Genomic DNA, 15,979 nt, shown 5'->3' with positions numbered 1-15,979 from the left:
ATTCCTCTTTCAGGGAAACGCAGGGAACAGGAGGTTGTCGGTGGTGTTTCCACACCACCGGTTCAGGGTTTAGTTCCATAACGCCAGGGGGATGGCGTGGCGCAGGAGCAGCGCTTTGTCATGCGCCGGATTCGCCTGCAATAATGCGTCGAACGCCTGCTGGCTGGCGGTAAGATTGCCCAGCCCCAGATGCCCTAACGCGGTGATAAACAGACAGTGCTGTTGGTGCTTCGCCGCCGCGGGCGTATCAAGCACCACCAGATCCGGCAACGAAACGGCGAAGAAGTCCACCTCTGGCACGTTGTCGCGCTGAGTTTCAACCCAATGCAGGAAGCTCTGGAACAACCGCTCCGCAGCGTGATGCTCGCCCAGCGCCTTCAGCGCCATGCCCTGCCAGAACAAGTAATCCACCGGTTGATCGTTATAATAGCGGCCAGCATCAAGCGAACTGCCGCCGCGCGTCGCTCGCGCAAAATAGCGCTGCGCCTCGTCGTGATGCCCCTGTTGCTGCGCGCAGTAGCCAAGCAGATACCAAATGTCATTATCCGTTTGCCCCGGCAAACGCCCCTCGCCCAGGTTATGCGGATAGCTGAGCGCCTGTTGCAGCAGGTAGACCGCATTCTGGTACGCGCCTTCGCCGATCGCCGCCAGCGCCCGATGCATCTGGTTGATCAGGTACTGGCCGGTCGCCTTCCCTTCGCCCCCTTCCCAGGGATGGAATGCCCGCTCGCGCAGGACCTTCGCCGCCGCCTCGTAGTCGCCCAGTCCGTTCCACAGGCTGAGCAATTCCACAGTGAGATCGTCGCGCTGAAAAACAACGGACTGGCGGGAGACCAGTTGTTGCAGACGCTGTGCAGCAGGGGTAGCCAGCAGTTTGTCGAGGTAATCCCGTTCAAACAGGAAGCGGGCGTTGTCCGGCTCCAGCGCCACCGCCTGTGAAAGGTACTGTCGCGCCAGTACGGCATCCTGCTGTTTATTCCATGCGTAGATGCCTAGCAGACGATGCACCGGTGCGAAATCCGCTTCCTGCGCAAGCGTGAACTGCCAGCAGGCCAGCGCCGCATCGTAACGGCGTTTGCTGTACCAGAAGCAGCCGAGTAAATATTGCGCCCACGGGCTGTCAGGTAGCGTTTGCAGCATTTGCACTTCGTCGAGCGTATTCGGGAAGCGCACCCGGTTGTGCAGACAGGCGCGTGACCGATCAATCAACGACTGCGGGTTATCGCTCAGGGATGCGCGCCAGAGCAGCGGCAGCGTTTCCTGGCTGTCCAACAGCTCCAGCACGTCGCGCGCAGCGTCTTGCTGACCACAGGAGAGCAGCCAGCCCGCCAACTCACAGGCGTTAGTACCGCGTCGTCCCGTGATGGCAATCAACGCATCTTTCGTTGACTCGTCGCGGCTCACCGCCCAGCGCGCATAGTGCAGCGCGTAGCTGAGCGGATAATCGCGAAGCTGCTGATCGATCCAGGTCAGCGCGTCAGCTTCCCGGCCCAGCTTCGCCAACACCAGCGCCTTTAACCCCATCGCCAGGTTGTTGCTACCGTTAACGCGCAGGCTTTGATTGACTTTGTCCAGCGCGTCCGCGTAATTTCCCCGCCGCATCGCTATTCGCGCCAGCGACCAGAACGCGGCATCCCGACAGTTCCCGCTCCAGCTCGCTTTGAAGTAGTGATCCCATGCCGCGTCGAAATTCCCCTGCCGCTCCAGCGCGGCGGCAAGCAACATGCTGGCTTCGCCGTCACGCGGATTTTTGTTGAGCTTGTGCGCCCGCGCCAACGCGGCGCTCGCACACTGTGCCGCCAGCGTCCAGTCCGCGCGGTTTAGCGCCAGCGTACCCAGCGCGACGTTGTTGCGATAATCCAGCGGATCCACCTCCAGCGCCCGACGATAGTAATCCTCGGCATGACGGCTGGCATGGTTGTATTGCTCCAGGTGCTGACCAATAAAGTAGAGTTCCTCGGTATTGGAGAGCGCTTCCGGCATCGCCGGCGCCGTTGCTGCCGACGGCAGGGGAACCTCCCCGGCGATGTGTTCTTCGTATTTCAGCCATTCCCGTCCATCAGGATGGCTTACCGTCATCGTGATCCGATCCGGGCCGTTTTCCACGATCCGTGTCATCCAGCTCTGGCCCGGCGCCAGCGTCAGGGTGGTTTCATAAAAAGGCGCGCCCTCTGCGCTGAGCGTCACTCGCGCCTCATGCAGCGGCGCGATGGCGTAAACGCCAACCGACAGAGCGCCGTCTTCACGCACCAGACGGAGCGCCAGATCGGTGCTGGCATTCTGTACCATGCCCAGTTCGCTGTAAGGAAGGAAGTTCTGGACGAACACCTTTTCCTCATAAGGCGCAAGCCAGGTAAAATCCGGCTGGTTATCAGTGAAAACGCCGGTCATCAGTTCGATATACGGGCCGTTATCATCGGTCAGGTTACGATCCCAGGCGACGCCAAAATCGCCGTATCCCCAGGTCCACTGTTTTTTACCCGGTGAAACGTGATGATCGGCCACATGCAACAAGCCACCACGTTCACCGTGATGCCAGGCGCCGACAAAGTCATAGTCTGACTTTTCCGCCATGTAGGAGGTCGGAACCGGCACGTTTTTGTAGCGGGAGATATCCACGCCCGCCGAGTAATCGACTTTATAGTAGGTGCCGGTGGCGATCGGAAAAGCAGAAACGTCGCGCTTGCCGTGGTCAAATACCGCCGTCACGTCCGGCGGAAATACGCTCTGATGATCGTCCCCCCCCTTCACCGCCGGGTTAGCCCACCACAAAAAATGGCGCGGTGTCGCGTTGCCGTTGAATACCTTACCGGTGATTTCAATCAGCGCGCGATCCGGATACAGCGTAAAACCAGCCATAACCTGCAAACCGCGCATCGGCTCCACCTCGCCCATCCAGACGGTTTGTTCGCCGTTTTCACCCGCCTGGACGGTGAAATCCACCGGCATAAAGGTGGTGGGACGGTGGTGCTGCGGCCAGTTAAACTCAATGCCGCCGGAGATCCACGGCCCCAGCAAGCCGACCAGCGCGGGTTTCACCACTTCGTTGTAATAGACAAAATCGCGCGCCCGCACTTTGTCGTAAGCGCGATGAATACGTCCACCCAGCGCCGGTAGCAGCATGACGCGGATAAAATCGTTCTCCATCCACACGGCCTGATACTCACGCATCTCACGTTTGCCGGTCAGCGTATCAATAACGCCATACGGATACACGGCGCCGGAAGAGCCCTGGTAGACGCGCTTTTCAAGAAACATGGGGTTTGGATCTTCTTCCCCCACCGTCCAGGTCGGAAGTGATAAGGTTTCCTGCCAGACCTTAACTGAACCGTACATGCTGCCTCCACTCAATGAATAAAAGTAAAATATCGACTTAAGGCTATTGTGGTACAGTTAACTGGCGTTAAAATGCGCAACGCTCACGCAATATAGTTAAGGGAGTTAAGTGTATGCGCCATTTAGGCTACAACAATGCGCGGGTCCGGCAGGCAAACAAACAGCTCTTTCTGGCGCATTTATGGCGTGAGAAACAGCTCAGCAAGTCGCAGCTGGCGCAAATGACCGGCCTGTCGATTCCGGCAGTGAGCAATATTCTGCAGGAGTTAGTGGATGAGGGACGGCTCTGCCACTCCAGAGAAACGCTGAGCCAGCGTGGTCTGAGCAACGGAAGCTTTCACCTGCCCGAACGCGGGGCCTGGACGCTCTGTATGAACGTGACGCCGACCAGCCTCACCAGCCAACTGGCGGACGCCCGTCTGGTCGCCGTCGGCGACTGGCGGCACGAGGTAATCAATGCCGCCACGCCGAAAGACTTGCTCAGCGCTATAGCCCGCCACTGGCGCGTGTACCAGCAGCGCTATCCTGAGATCACCCTTAATCTGGCGCTGGGCGTGCACGGTCAGGTTGACCCGATTACCGGTGCGTCGAAAACCATGCCGCAGGCGCCGTGGAAAACCCCGGTAGAGATAAAATATCTCCTGGAAGAAATGCTTGGCGTGCAGGTTCGTCTTGATAATGACTGCGTAATGCTGGCGCTGGCGGAGAAATGGCAAAACCCGGCGGCCAATGAAGATTTCTGCGTGATTAACGTCGATTATGGGATTGGTTCTTCCTTTGTCATCAATGACAGCATCTGGCGCGGGAGCCTGTACGGCAGTGGACAGATAGGACACACCATTATTCATCCGGACGGCGTCGCCTGCGACTGTGGTCGCTACGGTTGCCTGGAAACCGTGGCCTCGCTGAGCGCGCTGAAAAAACAGGCGAGAGTGTGGATGAAAACGCAACCCATACCCGAGCTGGATCCGGAGACGCTCACCACGGACAGACTGATTGAAGCATGGCGGCAGGGTGACGTGCGTATTCAGGCATGGGTGGAACATGCGGCGAACGCCATCGGATTAAGCCTTTATAACTTCCTTAATATCCTCAATATTAACCAGATCTGGCTATACGGGCGTAGCTGTGCTTTTGGCGAAAGCTGGCTAAATACCTTACGCCAGCAAACCGGATTTAATCCTTTCGACCATGGCGATAATCCGCGGGCGAAAGCGACGCGGATCGGCTTTGGCACGTTGAGCCGCGCGCAGCAGCTTATGGGTATTGGCTATTTATACGTTGAATCGCAGTTGAGCGAGATTGACCCGGAGCGCCGCGGCGGCGAGGGAAGCGTGAGGGCATTTTATTCAGATAACCGGGCATCAGAGTGACGCCCGGCATAACGTCGCGACCGGATGGTCAGGCATGCGCCGCCATCCGGCATTCGCAGTGAATTACGCGTAAACCGGGAAGCGTGCGCAAATATCCAGAACGTTACCTTTCACGCGCTCAATCACCGCGTCGTCATTGATATTGTCCAGAACGTCACACATCCAGCCCGCCAGCTCTTTCACTTCCGCTTCTTTAAAGCCACGGCGAGTGACAGCCGGAGAACCGATACGGATACCGGAAGTCACAAACGGGCTCTTCGGATCGTTCGGTACGCTGTTTTTGTTTACGGTGATGTTGGCGCGACCCAGCGCGGCGTCAGCTTCTTTACCGGTCAGGTTCTTATCAACCAGATCCAGCAGGAACAGGTGGTTTTCAGTTCCGCCGGAGACTACCTTGTAGCCACGGTTCAGGAACACTTCCACCATCGCTTTAGCATTTTTCGCAACCTGCTGCTGGTAAACTTTGAATTCTGGCTCCATCGCTTCTTTCAGCGCTACCGCTTTCGCCGCGATAACGTGCATCAACGGGCCGCCCTGCGCGCTCGGGAACACGGCGGAGTTCAGTTTTTTGTACAGTTCTTCGTCACCGCCTTTCGCCAGGATCAGGCCGCCGCGCGGACCCGCCAGCGTTTTGTGGGTGGTGGTGGTCACAACGTGCGCGTGTGGAACCGGGTTCGGGTAAACGCCCGCGGCGATCAGGCCCGCAACGTGCGCCATATCGACGAACAGATACGCGCCGATGCTGTCGGCGATTTCACGCATTTTGGCCCAGTCAACGATACCGGAGTAAGCAGAGAAACCACCGATAATCATTTTCGGTTTGTGCGCTTTCGCCAGCTTCGCCATCTCTTCGTAGTCAATTTTACCGGACTCATCAATACCGTAAGGCACGATGTTGTACAGTTTGCCGGAGAAGTTAACCGGGGAGCCGTGAGTCAGGTGGCCGCCCTGCGCCAGGTTCATACCCAGTACGGTATCGCCCGGCTGCAGCAGCGCGGTGTAAACCGCGAAGTTAGCCTGAGAACCAGAGTGCGGCTGTACGTTAGCGTAGTCAGCGCCGAACAGTTCTTTCGCGCGATCGATCGCCAGTTGCTCAACGATATCGACATATTCACAACCGCCGTAGTAGCGCTTGCCCGGATACCCTTCAGCATATTTGTTGGTCAGCTGAGATCCCTGCGCCTGCATGACGCGCGGGCTGGTGTAGTTTTCGGAGGCGATCAGTTCGATGTGCTCTTCCTGACGTACTTTTTCCTGCTCCATAGCCTGCCACAGTTCGGCATCATAATCGGCAATGTTCATTTCACGCTTTAACATCCGCATCTCCTGACTCAGCTAACGATAAAATTTTGGCCTTAATTAGGCGGTCCTGTTGGACAACGGCCAACAGTATAACTGAATCATTCTGTGATAACAGGTCTTGACAAAGGATTTTACGCAAACGATTACCTCGGCATTCTATAAGGCTTTGCCGAATGAAGACCTTACGGTTTTCAACGGATTTCTTTTCAGGTTTGTGATGCAGATTTTTCACGTTGTAACTTTTGCAACGCAAAGTCACAAAGAACCATTTACAAAGCAGGGGTATTTTTTATAAGATGCATTTGACATACATCATTAAAGATTCAGATAAAGGAAGACCGTATGCTTGACGCCCAAACCATCGCCACTGTAAAAGCCACCATTCCCCTGCTGGTCGAAACGGGTCCCAAACTGACCGCCCATTTTTACGATCGCATGTTTGCCCATAATCCCGAACTCAAAGAAATCTTTAACATGAGCAACCAGCGCAATGGCGATCAGCGTGAAGCGCTGTTTAACGCCATTGCCGCCTATGCCAGCAACCTTGAGAATCTGCCCGCGCTGCTGCCTGCTGTGGAAAAGATCGCCCAGAAACACACCAGCTTCCAGATCCAACCGGAGCAGTACAACATCGTCGGCACGCATCTGTTAGCCACGCTGGATGAAATGTTCAGCCCAGGTCAGGATGTACTGGATGCGTGGGGTAAAGCCTATGGCGTGCTGGCGAATGTGTTTATTCACCGCGAAGCGGAAATCTATCGTGAAAATGCCCGTAAAACCGGCGGCTGGGAAGGGACACGACCATTCCGTATTGTCGCGAAAACCCCACGCAGCGCGCTGATTACCAGTTTTGAATTTGAACCCGTCGATGGCGGCGCGGTGGCCGACTACCAGCCGGGTCAATATCTGGGCGTCTGGCTGAAGCCGGAAGGTTTTCCGCACCAGGAGATTCGCCAGTACTCGCTGACCCGCAAGCCGGATGGCAAAGGCTACCGGATTGCCGTGAAGCGCGAAGACGGCGGGCAGGTGTCTAACTGGCTGCATAACCATGCAAACGTCGGCGACGTGGTGCATTTAGCCGCGCCTGCCGGTGATTTCTTTATGCAGGTCTCAACGGACACGCCGGTGTCGCTGATCTCCGCAGGCGTCGGTCAGACCCCAATGCTGGCGATGCTGGATACGCTGGCAACAGCGAAACACAGCGCCCAGGTTAACTGGTTCCACGCGGCGGAAAACGGCGATGTGCATGCGTTTGTCGATGAAGTGAGTGAACGGGGAAATACGCTGCCGCACTTTACCGCGCACACCTGGTATCGCATCCCGACAGAGACCGATCGCGCAAAAGCGGCATTTGACAGTGAAGGGCTGATGGACCTGACGGCGATGAAAGCGTCACTAACCCATCCGGCTATGCAGTTTTATCTGTGCGGTCCGGTCGGGTTTATGCAGTTTGCCGCGAAGCAACTGGTGGAAATGGGCGTGAAAAACGAAAACATTCATTACGAATGTTTTGGGCCGCATAAAGTGCTGTAACGCACAGCGGAAAAACCCGCAGGCCTGACAGGCGCCGCGCCATCAGGCACTGCGCCAGCCTACAGACAGACGCGGCTTAAATGGCCGCGTCGTCTTCCTCGCCGGTACGGATGCGTACAACCCGCGCCACGTCGAAGACAAAAATCTTACCATCGCCAATTTTGCCGGTCTGCGCAGTACGGATGATGGTATCGACACAGGTTTCCACGATGTCATCCGGCACGACGATTTCGATTTTCACCTTCGGCAGAAAATCGACCATATATTCCGCGCCACGATACAGCTCGGTATGCCCTTTCTGACGGCCAAAGCCTTTCACTTCTGTTACCGTCATCCCGGTGATGCCGACTTCAGCCAGCGCTTCACGCACGTCATCCAGTTTGAAGGGTTTAATAATCGCATCAATCTTTTTCATGGTGTTCCTGTTTTAATCGCGTAACCGGTTGCTAACCGTATCATAGCGTGCGTCCTGGTAGGGAGCTACTCTTTAAAGTCGTTGGCATCAAGCTCGTGACGGGAGAGCAATTTATAAAACTCCGTCCGGTTGCGTCCCGCCATGCGCGCCGCATGGGTCACATTGCCTCGGGTGATTTGCAGCAGTTTACGCAGATAGTTCAGTTCGAACTGATTACGGGCTTCGACAAAGGTCGGTAACGCGGTGTTTTCGCCTTCCAGCGCCTGCTCGACCAGTGCGTCACTGATCACCGGCGACGAGGTCAGCGCCACGCACTGCTCAATGACGTTCACCAGTTGCCGGACGTTACCCGGCCAGCTGGCGGTCATCAGGCGCTTCATCGCATCGGTGGAAAAGGCGCGCACAAACGGTTTATGCCGCTCCGCCGACTGACGCAGCAAATGATTCGCCAGCAGCGGGATATCTTCCGTCCGTTCGGCCAGCGCCGGGATCTTCAGGCTCACCACGTTGAGGCGGTAGTACAGATCCTCACGAAACTCGCCGCGCGCCATCGCTTTCGGCAGGTCACGGTGGGTAGCCGAAATAATACGCACATCAATGTCGATGTCGCGGTTGCTGCCGAGCGGCCTGACCTTGCGCTCCTGCAACACGCGCAGCAGTTTCACCTGTAACGGCGCGGGCATATCGCCAATTTCATCAAGGAACAGCGTCCCGCCTTCTGCGGCCTGAAACAGCCCTTCGCGGTTGCTGACCGCGCCGGTAAACGCCCCGCGCGCGTGACCAAACAGCTCCGACTCGAGCAGTTGTTCCGGCAACGCGCCGCAGTTAATGGCGATAAACGGTTTACTGCTGCGCGGGCTGGCATTATGGATCGCCTGGGCGAAGATCTCTTTCCCGGTGCCGCTTTGCCCGTTGATCAGCACGCTGACGTCAGACTGAGCCACCATCCGCGCCTGCTCCAGCAGACGCAGCATGAGCGGGCTGCGGGTAACGATTGACTCACGCCAACTGTCGTCGGTCGCCGGGGCGGACTGTTCCAGTGCTTCATCAATAGCATGGTACAGCGCGTCCTTATCGACCGGTTTGGTGAGAAAACTGAACACGCCTTTTTGCGTTGCGGCGACCGCGTCCGGGATCGACCCGTGGGCGGTAAGGATGATCACCGGCATGCCGGGCTGCACCTTCTGGATTTCGCTAAACAGTTGCATCCCGTCCATTTCATCCATGCGTAAGTCGCTAATCACCAAATCCACTTTTTCACGGTTTAGCACGCGCAGTCCTTCGGCTCCGCTCTCTGCTGTAACCACGCTGTAGCCTTCACTGGTCAGACGCATGCCCAACAGTTTAAGCAAGCCCGGATCGTCATCGACCAGCAGTAAATGCGCTGGTTTACGGCTTATCATGGCGATACCTCATCATCGGACGGAACCGGCGCGGCAGCTTTCTCTTCGCTGTGTCCCGCGTCAGGATTGTAACTTCCGGCAGGCTTACGGCTGGAAAGCCGGCGCTCGATGTCCGTCAGGTTTTCCAGTTTGCGCGTCGTCAGATCTAACTGCGCCTGCATGTGCTGTTGTTGCTGGCGCAGCGTATCAAGTTCGCTGTCGCTGGTTTGCTGCAGTTTGCTGTAGCGCTGGCGCTCTTCAGCAAGCTGAAGCTGGAGCGCTTGTCCGTCGCGCCAGATTTGATAAAGCGGGCGCACCTGCGAGGGGATCAGGGTACTGACGCCGTCAAGACGGGAAATCGTGTCGCGACGCTCCAGCGGCGTGATTTTGGCGTTCGCCAGCAGCACGCCGCGCTTAAAGGCGTTTTGCCAGCTGTCGTCGTTCAGCATTCGGGCTTCATTGCGTGACTGTACCGGCATCAAACGATCGGCGCAGTCAATGGCGCGCAGCCAGTACAGCGGATTGGTATCGGTCGCCGGGCCATGCAGCGCCCAGATATCGGTACAGTCGACCGACAGATAATCCGCCAGTTGAGTCGTAGGCAGGTTATCCTGCGCCGTTTCGCCCGCGTCATGTTTTACCGCCTGCGGTACACAGCCCAGCAGCGCCAGACAGGGTATTCCCGCCAGGATGACCCGACGGGACAGAATTCGTTGAAAAATGTGAAAAAAAACGTGTGGCATAGTTACCAGACTTATCTGTTTAGTCGTTTTTCGATGCAGAAAGCGGCAATTCGATTCGGAAGCAAACCGCTTGCGCAGGGTCCTCGACAAGATACAATTCGCCCTGCATACGGCGAATGCAATCTCTGGCGATACTCAGCCCCAACCCGCTGCCCTTCACGGCCCCTTTTCGTTGATGACTTCCCTGGAAAAAAGGCTCGAAAATCATGGTCTTTTCCGCTTCGGGAATTGGCGTACCGGTATTGCAGACGTCAATGTAAACCCGGTTTCCCTGGAAACGGCTACTGATACGAATGTTACCGGATTCGGCTCCGTAGTGCACCGCATTGGAATAAAGATTATCCAGCACGCTCATCAACAGCATCGGCTCCGCCAGACAGCGGTCAGCTGACAGCTCAACCGCGGTATGCATCATTTTAGCGCGAGCAGGCAAACTGTGAGCGGAAACGACCATATCAACCAAAGGTTCAATCTCAACGCTTTCCATCTCAACGGGGCTGTCCGCCAGCTTGCGGTTATAATCGAGTAGTTGTTCGATCAGTTTTTGCAGGTTGCGGCTGCTGTCGTCGAGGATGCCGACCACCTCTTTTTGCTCCGGCGTCAAGGGGCCTACCACCTGATCGGCCAACAGTTCCGTCCCTTCCCGCATGCTGGCGAGCGGCGTTTTCAGTTCATGGGAAAGATGACGCAAAAACTGATGGCGCTGAGACTCAAGCCAGGACAGCCGCTCGCTCAGCCAAATGATACGCTGCCCTACGGAACGAAGCTCGCGCGGTCCGGTAAAAGTGACGGTATTGCCAAGCGACCGCCCTTCCCCCAACCGGTTGATCATTCGCTCTATGCCTTTTACCGGCCCGATTATCATCCGCGTAAACAGCAATACCATTGCAAGACTGACCAGAAACAACACCAGCGCTTGCCAGCCGAAGAACTGGCCGCGTTCGGCAATCTCCTGTTGAAGCTGTTGCCCGCGCGAGAAAACCACGGTACGCGTGGCCTGCACCATCTCGGTATTAGCACTGGCAAAGGCTTCCAGACGCGCGGCAGCGGCGGTATCCGGCCCGCTGTTACGGCATTGCAGCTGCGCCAGATCGTTCAGATCCTGATGCAGCGCCTGATACAGCTTATCGTCTGGCAATACGCCGGCGTGGGCGTCGAGCATTTCGCTGTAGCGTTTGCGCTGGCTCTGGTACACCCTGGCAAGGGTTGGATCGTCAAGCACGCAATACTGGCGGTAGCTGCGCTCCATCTCCAGCGCTACGTTGGTCATAGCCTCGCTGCGGCGCGCATCGATAAGCGTCGTACGGTTGGTTAGCGCCGCCTGCGCGCTCAGGGCGTTCAGGCTTTGCCACGCCTGCCAGGCAAGAACCAGCAACGGTAACAGGATCAGCAGGAATGCCAGCGTTACCAACTGTCGTAATGAACGGGGGAAAACAGACCAGCGCTTCAATGCGTTACTCTCGCCAAACAGGAATAAGAGGATGCTAACTGAGGCAAACGTCAGATACAACAAAGCCGGGTAAAACCCGGCTTTGTTATGGAATAAGGCGGTGCCTAACTCGACGTTTCGCCCGATGGTTGATAAAGCATCGCTATTATCAGAAGTTGGACGGCAGGCACCTTGTTGTGCGTCATTCGAAGTTTATGTAGCACGTCCCGAAGGGGCTGACATAAGAAGGTGAATGAGCCACTGGTGAATATTATGCAGTAACTGTGCCAACAAATAAAACATTTTGTTAACACACTGAATTTCATGTTATTTATGTAAAATAAGCCCGCGCCCGGCATTGCTCATTTTTCACCCCGAGTGTCGCTTATTAGCAACACCTTAAGCACAACCTTTATACCGCCATAAAAATCAATAGGTTAAGCGTCTCCTTTTGACGACACTCACCTGGCTGTGTTGTCGTAAATTCGCGACACCCACTAAAAAGCCCGGTAAATATACCGGGCTCTTTGTGAAGAGGCTATTCAACAGGCAACGGCTTAGCCTAGCTGCTTACGCGCGTTGCGGAAGATACGCATCCATGGGCCGTCCTCGCCCCAGTTTTCCGGGTGCCAGGAGTTACTGACCGTGCGGAACACGCGCTCCGGGTGCGGCATCATGATGGTCACACGACCGTTTTCCGTCGTGACCGCGGTAATGCCGTTTGGCGAGCCGTTCGGGTTTGCCGGGTACGTTTCCGTCACCGTGCCAAAGTTGTCGACATAGCGCAGCGCCACCAGACCTTTGCTCTCCAGCGCGGCAAGATGGGCCTCATCGCGTACTTCGACGCGCCCTTCCCCGTGGGACACAGCGATAGGCATTTGCGAGCCGACCATCCCCTGTAGCAACAGCGACGGGCTTTGCGTCACTTCCACCAGGCTAAAGCGCGCTTCAAAACGGTCCGACTGATTACGCACAAAGCGCGGCCACAGCTCGCTGCCTGGGATCAGTTCACGCAGGTTCGACATCATCTGGCAGCCGTTACATACGCCAAGCGCCAGGGTCTGCGGACGATGGAAGAAAGTTTCAAACTCATCGCGCACGCGATGATTAAACAGAATGGATTTCGCCCAGCCTTCCCCTGCGCCCAGCACGTCGCCGTAAGAGAAACCGCCGCAGGCCACCAGCGCCTGGAAGTTGCCCAGTCCGGTGCGACCGCCGAGGAGATCGCTCATGTGCACGTCGATGGCGTCAAAGCCCGCGCGATGGAACGCGGCGGCCATTTCAACGTGGGAGTTCACCCCCTGCTCGCGCAGGACAGCGACCTTCGGACGCGCGCCGGTGGCAATGTACGGTGCGGCGATATCGTCATTAAGATCAAACGTCAGCGTCACGTTCAGGCCTGGATCGGCGTCGTTGGTTTTCGCGTCGTGCTCCTGGTCGGCGCATTCCGGATTGTCGCGCAGGCGCTGCATCTGCCAGGTGGTTTCTGCCCACCAGACGCGAAGCGTGGTCCGGCTTTCGCTAAACACCGTCTGGCCGTTAGCATTAATCACGAAACGGTCGCCCGACACGGCCTGACCGACATAATGGACGCAGTCACCGAGGCCGTATTGCGCCAGCAGCGCTTCAACCGCCTCACGATCCTCCGCACGCACCTGGATCACCGCGCCCAGTTCTTCGTTAAATAACGCGGCCAAATGGTCGCCGCCCAGCGTGGCGATATCGGCCTGGAGACCGCAATGGCCGGTAAAGGCCATTTCCGCCAGCGTCACCAGCAGACCGCCGTCGGAGCGGTCGTGGTAGGCCAGCAATTTACGCTGCGCCACCAGCGCCTGAATCGCGTCGTAGAAACCTTTCAGTTGCGCCACGTCGCGCACATCCGCTGGTTTATCGCCAAGCTGACGGTACACCTGCGCCAGCGCGGTGGCGCCCAGCGCGTTGTGTCCTTTACCGAGGTCAATCAGCAGCAGGGCATTGTCTTCGGTCGAGAGCTGAGGCGTAACGGTATGACGTACGTCCTCTACGCGGGCAAAAGCGGAGATCACCAACGACAGCGGCGAGGTCATTTCGCGCTGTTCGCCGCCTTCCTGCCAGCAGGTTTTCATCGACATGGAGTCTTTGCCTACCGGAATGGTCAGGCCAAGCGCCGGGCAAAGTTCTTCGCCTACTGCTTTTACCGCTTCATACAGACCGGCGTCTTCACCGGGGTGACCGGCAGCCGCCATCCAGTTCGCGGAAAGCTTGATGCGTTTGATGTCGCCGATCTGCGTCGCGGCGATGTTGGTCAGCGCTTCACCAACGGCCAGACGGGCGGAAGCAGAGAAGTCGAGCAACGCCACCGGCGCGCGTTCGCCGATAGCCATCGCTTCGCCGTAGTAGCTATCGAGGCTGGCGGTCGTTACCGCGCAGTTCGCTACCGGCACCTGCCACGGGCCGACCATCTGATCGCGGGAAACCATACCGGTAACGGTGCGGTCGCCAATGGTCACAAGGAAGGTTTTTTCCGCGACGGCTGGCAAATGCAGAACGCGCTTCACGGCGTCGGCAAGCGTGATGCCGCCGCGATTCAGGGCGTCGCCTTTCGCTTTGAGGGACTGAACATCGCGGGTCATTTTCGGTGTTTTGCCGAGCAACACGTCAAGCGGCAGATCGATCGGCTGGTTGTTAAAGTGACGGTCATTCAGCGACAGGTGTTTTTCTTCCGTCGCTTCACCAATGACCGCGTACGGCGCGCGTTCGCGACGGCACAGTTCGTCGAATAGCGGAAGCTGGTCGGCGGCAACCGCCAGCACGTAACGCTCCTGGGATTCGTTACACCAGATTTCCAGCGGGCTCATGCCCGGCTCGTCGCTGAGAATATCACGCAGCTCGAACTTACCGCCGCGCCCGCCGTCGCTCACCAGCTCCGGCATGGCGTTAGAAAGACCGCCCGCGCCAACGTCATGAATAAAGAGAATGGGGTTAGCTTCGCCCAGTTGCCAGCAGCGGTCGATCACCTCCTGGCAGCGACGCTCCATCTCCGGGTTGTCGCGCTGCACGGAAGCGAAGTCGAGATCCGCGTCAGACTGGCCGGACGCCATTGACGACGCCGCTCCACCGCCGAGGCCGATATTCATTGCCGGGCCGCCGAGAACGATCAGCTTCGCGCCAACGTTGATCTCGCCTTTCTGTACATGATCCGCGCGGATGTTGCCGATCCCGCCCGCCAGCATGATCGGTTTATGGTAGCCGCGCAGCTCCTCGCCGTTATGGCTGTTGACCTTTTCTTCGTAGGTACGGAAATAGCCGTTCAGCGCCGGACGACCAAATTCGTTGTTGAACGCCGCGCCGCCCAGCGGGCCTTCGGTCATGATATCCAGCGCGGTCACAATGCGCTCAGGCTTGCCGAAATCTTCTTCCCACGGCTGTTCAAAGCCAGGAATGCGCAGGTTAGAGACCGAAAAGCCCACCAGCCCCGCTTTTGGCTTCGCGCCGCGTCCGGTTGCGCCTTCATCGCGAATCTCGCCGCCGGAACCGGTCGCGGCCCCCGGCCATGGCGAGATTGCCGTTGGGTGGTTATGGGTTTCGACCTTCATCAGGATATGCGCCGCTTCCTGGTGGAAGTCATAGCGCCCGGTGGCATGGTCAGCAAAATAACGTCCCACGTCAGAACCTTCCATTACCGCCGCGTTGTCTTTATAGGCAGACAACACGTGGTCGGGAGTGTGTTCCATCGTGTTTTTAATCATTTTGAACAGCGACTTCGGCTGCGGCTCGCCGTCAATCACCCAGTCGGCGTTAAAAATTTTGTGACGGCAGTGTTCGGAGTTCGCCTGGGCAAACATGTACAGCTCGATATCGTTCGGGTTGCGCCCCAGCGTTGTGAACGCATCCTGCAGGTAGTCGATTTCGTCTTCCGCCAGCGCCAGGCCGAGACGCAGGTTGGCGTCGATCAGCGCCTGGCGGCCTTCGCCCAGCAAATTGACGCTGGCGACCGGAGCGGGCTCGTGATGGATAAACAATTTTTCGGCATCGTTTAATGAGGAAAAAACCGTTTCCATCATGCGATCGTGAAGCTCTGCGGCGACCTGCTGCCACTGTTCAGCGGTCAGCGTGGAGGCTTCAACATAGTAAGCCACACCGCGCTCCAGGCGATCGATTTGTTGCAGACCGCAGTTGTGGGCGATATCCGTCGCTTTGGAAGACCAGGGGGAGATGGTGCCGGGGCGAGGCGTTACCAGCAGCAGTTTGCCTTCCGGCGTATGGCTGCTCAGGCTCGGGCCATATTTCAGCAGGCGGGCAAGCTGCGCCTGCTCATCATCGCTCAGCGGCGCGTTCAGATCGGCAAAATGGACGTACTCGGCGTAAATGTTGTGGACCTGGAGGTTGGCAGCCTGAAAGCGCGCCAGCAGTTTGTTGATACGGAATGCCGACAGTGCAGGCGAACCACGCAGAATTTCCATCATAAGTCTCTCGTCTTCTAAGCT

General features: G+C 57.3%; 8 protein-coding genes and 1 pseudogene. 2 read left to right on the top strand and 7 right to left on the bottom strand.

What is annotated here, in order from left to right; genetic code table 11:
* Positions 1–69: 69 nt before the first annotated feature.
* Complete coding sequence (locus JY391_RS06305; protein ID WP_211935416.1) at positions 70–3,336, bottom strand: DUF5107 domain-containing protein; 3,267 nt, start codon at positions 3,334–3,336, stop codon at positions 70–72.
* Positions 3,337–3,449: 113 nt separating this feature from the next.
* On the opposite strand from JY391_RS06305, the pseudogene JY391_RS06300 reads away from it, so the two are divergent.
* Positions 3,450–4,640 (top strand): annotated as a pseudogene (locus JY391_RS06300) (ROK family transcriptional regulator); the annotation flags it as partial.
* A gap of 132 nt (positions 4,641–4,772) precedes the next feature.
* On the opposite strand, the gene glyA reads toward JY391_RS06300, so the two are convergent.
* The gene (gene glyA, locus JY391_RS06295) at positions 4,773–6,026 is read right to left on the bottom strand and encodes a serine hydroxymethyltransferase (RefSeq protein ID WP_181822743.1); all 1,254 of its coding nucleotides are present in this window, start codon (positions 6,024–6,026) and stop codon (positions 4,773–4,775) included.
* A 327-nt stretch (positions 6,027–6,353) separates the two neighbouring features.
* Between glyA and hmpA the strand changes: the two genes are divergently transcribed.
* On the top strand, positions 6,354–7,544 hold the full coding sequence (gene hmpA, locus JY391_RS06290; RefSeq protein WP_199956569.1) for an NO-inducible flavohemoprotein: 1,191 nt from the start codon (positions 6,354–6,356) through the stop codon (positions 7,542–7,544).
* Positions 7,545–7,620: 76 nt separating this feature from the next.
* Here the strand turns inward: hmpA and glnB are convergent, their stop codons facing one another.
* The 5 genes from glnB to purL all read right to left on the bottom strand — a co-directional run bounded on the left by glnB (position 7,621) and on the right by purL (position 15,958).
* Positions 7,621–7,959 (bottom strand): nitrogen regulatory protein P-II, encoded by a 339-nt coding sequence (glnB, locus tag JY391_RS06285; RefSeq protein WP_012906673.1) that lies wholly within the window; start codon positions 7,957–7,959, stop codon positions 7,621–7,623.
* Between the two features lie 65 nt (positions 7,960–8,024).
* Positions 8,025–9,359 (bottom strand): two-component system response regulator GlrR, encoded by a 1,335-nt coding sequence (gene glrR / locus JY391_RS06280; RefSeq protein ID WP_304502517.1) that lies wholly within the window; start codon positions 9,357–9,359, stop codon positions 8,025–8,027.
* The gene (qseG, locus tag JY391_RS06275) at positions 9,359–10,084 is read right to left on the bottom strand and encodes a two-component system QseEF-associated lipoprotein QseG (protein ID WP_060570479.1); all 726 of its coding nucleotides are present in this window, start codon (positions 10,082–10,084) and stop codon (positions 9,359–9,361) included. The genes glrR and qseG overlap by 1 nt, the downstream gene beginning before the upstream one ends.
* A gap of 19 nt (positions 10,085–10,103) precedes the next feature.
* Complete coding sequence (gene qseE, locus JY391_RS06270) at positions 10,104–11,534, bottom strand: two component system sensor histidine kinase QseE/GlrK (protein WP_060570598.1); 1,431 nt, start codon at positions 11,532–11,534, stop codon at positions 10,104–10,106.
* Positions 11,535–12,070: 536 nt separating this feature from the next.
* The gene (gene purL, locus JY391_RS06265; RefSeq protein WP_211935415.1) at positions 12,071–15,958 is read right to left on the bottom strand and encodes a phosphoribosylformylglycinamidine synthase; all 3,888 of its coding nucleotides are present in this window, start codon (positions 15,956–15,958) and stop codon (positions 12,071–12,073) included.
* Between the last annotated feature and the right edge of the window lie 21 nt (positions 15,959–15,979).

It is taken from the genome of Citrobacter sedlakii (genome assembly GCF_018128425.1).
GTDB classification, from domain to species: Bacteria; Pseudomonadota; Gammaproteobacteria; order Enterobacterales; family Enterobacteriaceae; genus Citrobacter_A; species Citrobacter_A sedlakii.
This window is presented reverse-complemented; position numbering and strand designations above follow the sequence as displayed.

Excerpts from the sequence above, each read along its gene's own strand:
- glnB (WP_012906673.1), bottom strand. The coding sequence starts at position 7,959 with ATGAAAAAGATTGATGCGATTATTAAACCCTTCAAACTGGATGACGTG.
- qseG (WP_060570479.1), bottom strand. The coding sequence starts at position 10,084 with ATGCCACACGTTTTTTTTCACATTTTTCAACGAATTCTGTCCCGTCGG.
- purL (WP_211935415.1), bottom strand. The coding sequence starts at position 15,958 with ATGATGGAAATTCTGCGTGGTTCGCCTGCACTGTCGGCATTCCGTATC.
- JY391_RS06305 (WP_211935416.1), bottom strand. The coding sequence starts at position 3,336 with ATGTACGGTTCAGTTAAGGTCTGGCAGGAAACCTTATCACTTCCGACC.
- glyA (WP_181822743.1), bottom strand. The coding sequence starts at position 6,026 with ATGTTAAAGCGTGAAATGAACATTGCCGATTATGATGCCGAACTGTGG.
- hmpA (WP_199956569.1), top strand. The coding sequence starts at position 6,354 with ATGCTTGACGCCCAAACCATCGCCACTGTAAAAGCCACCATTCCCCTG.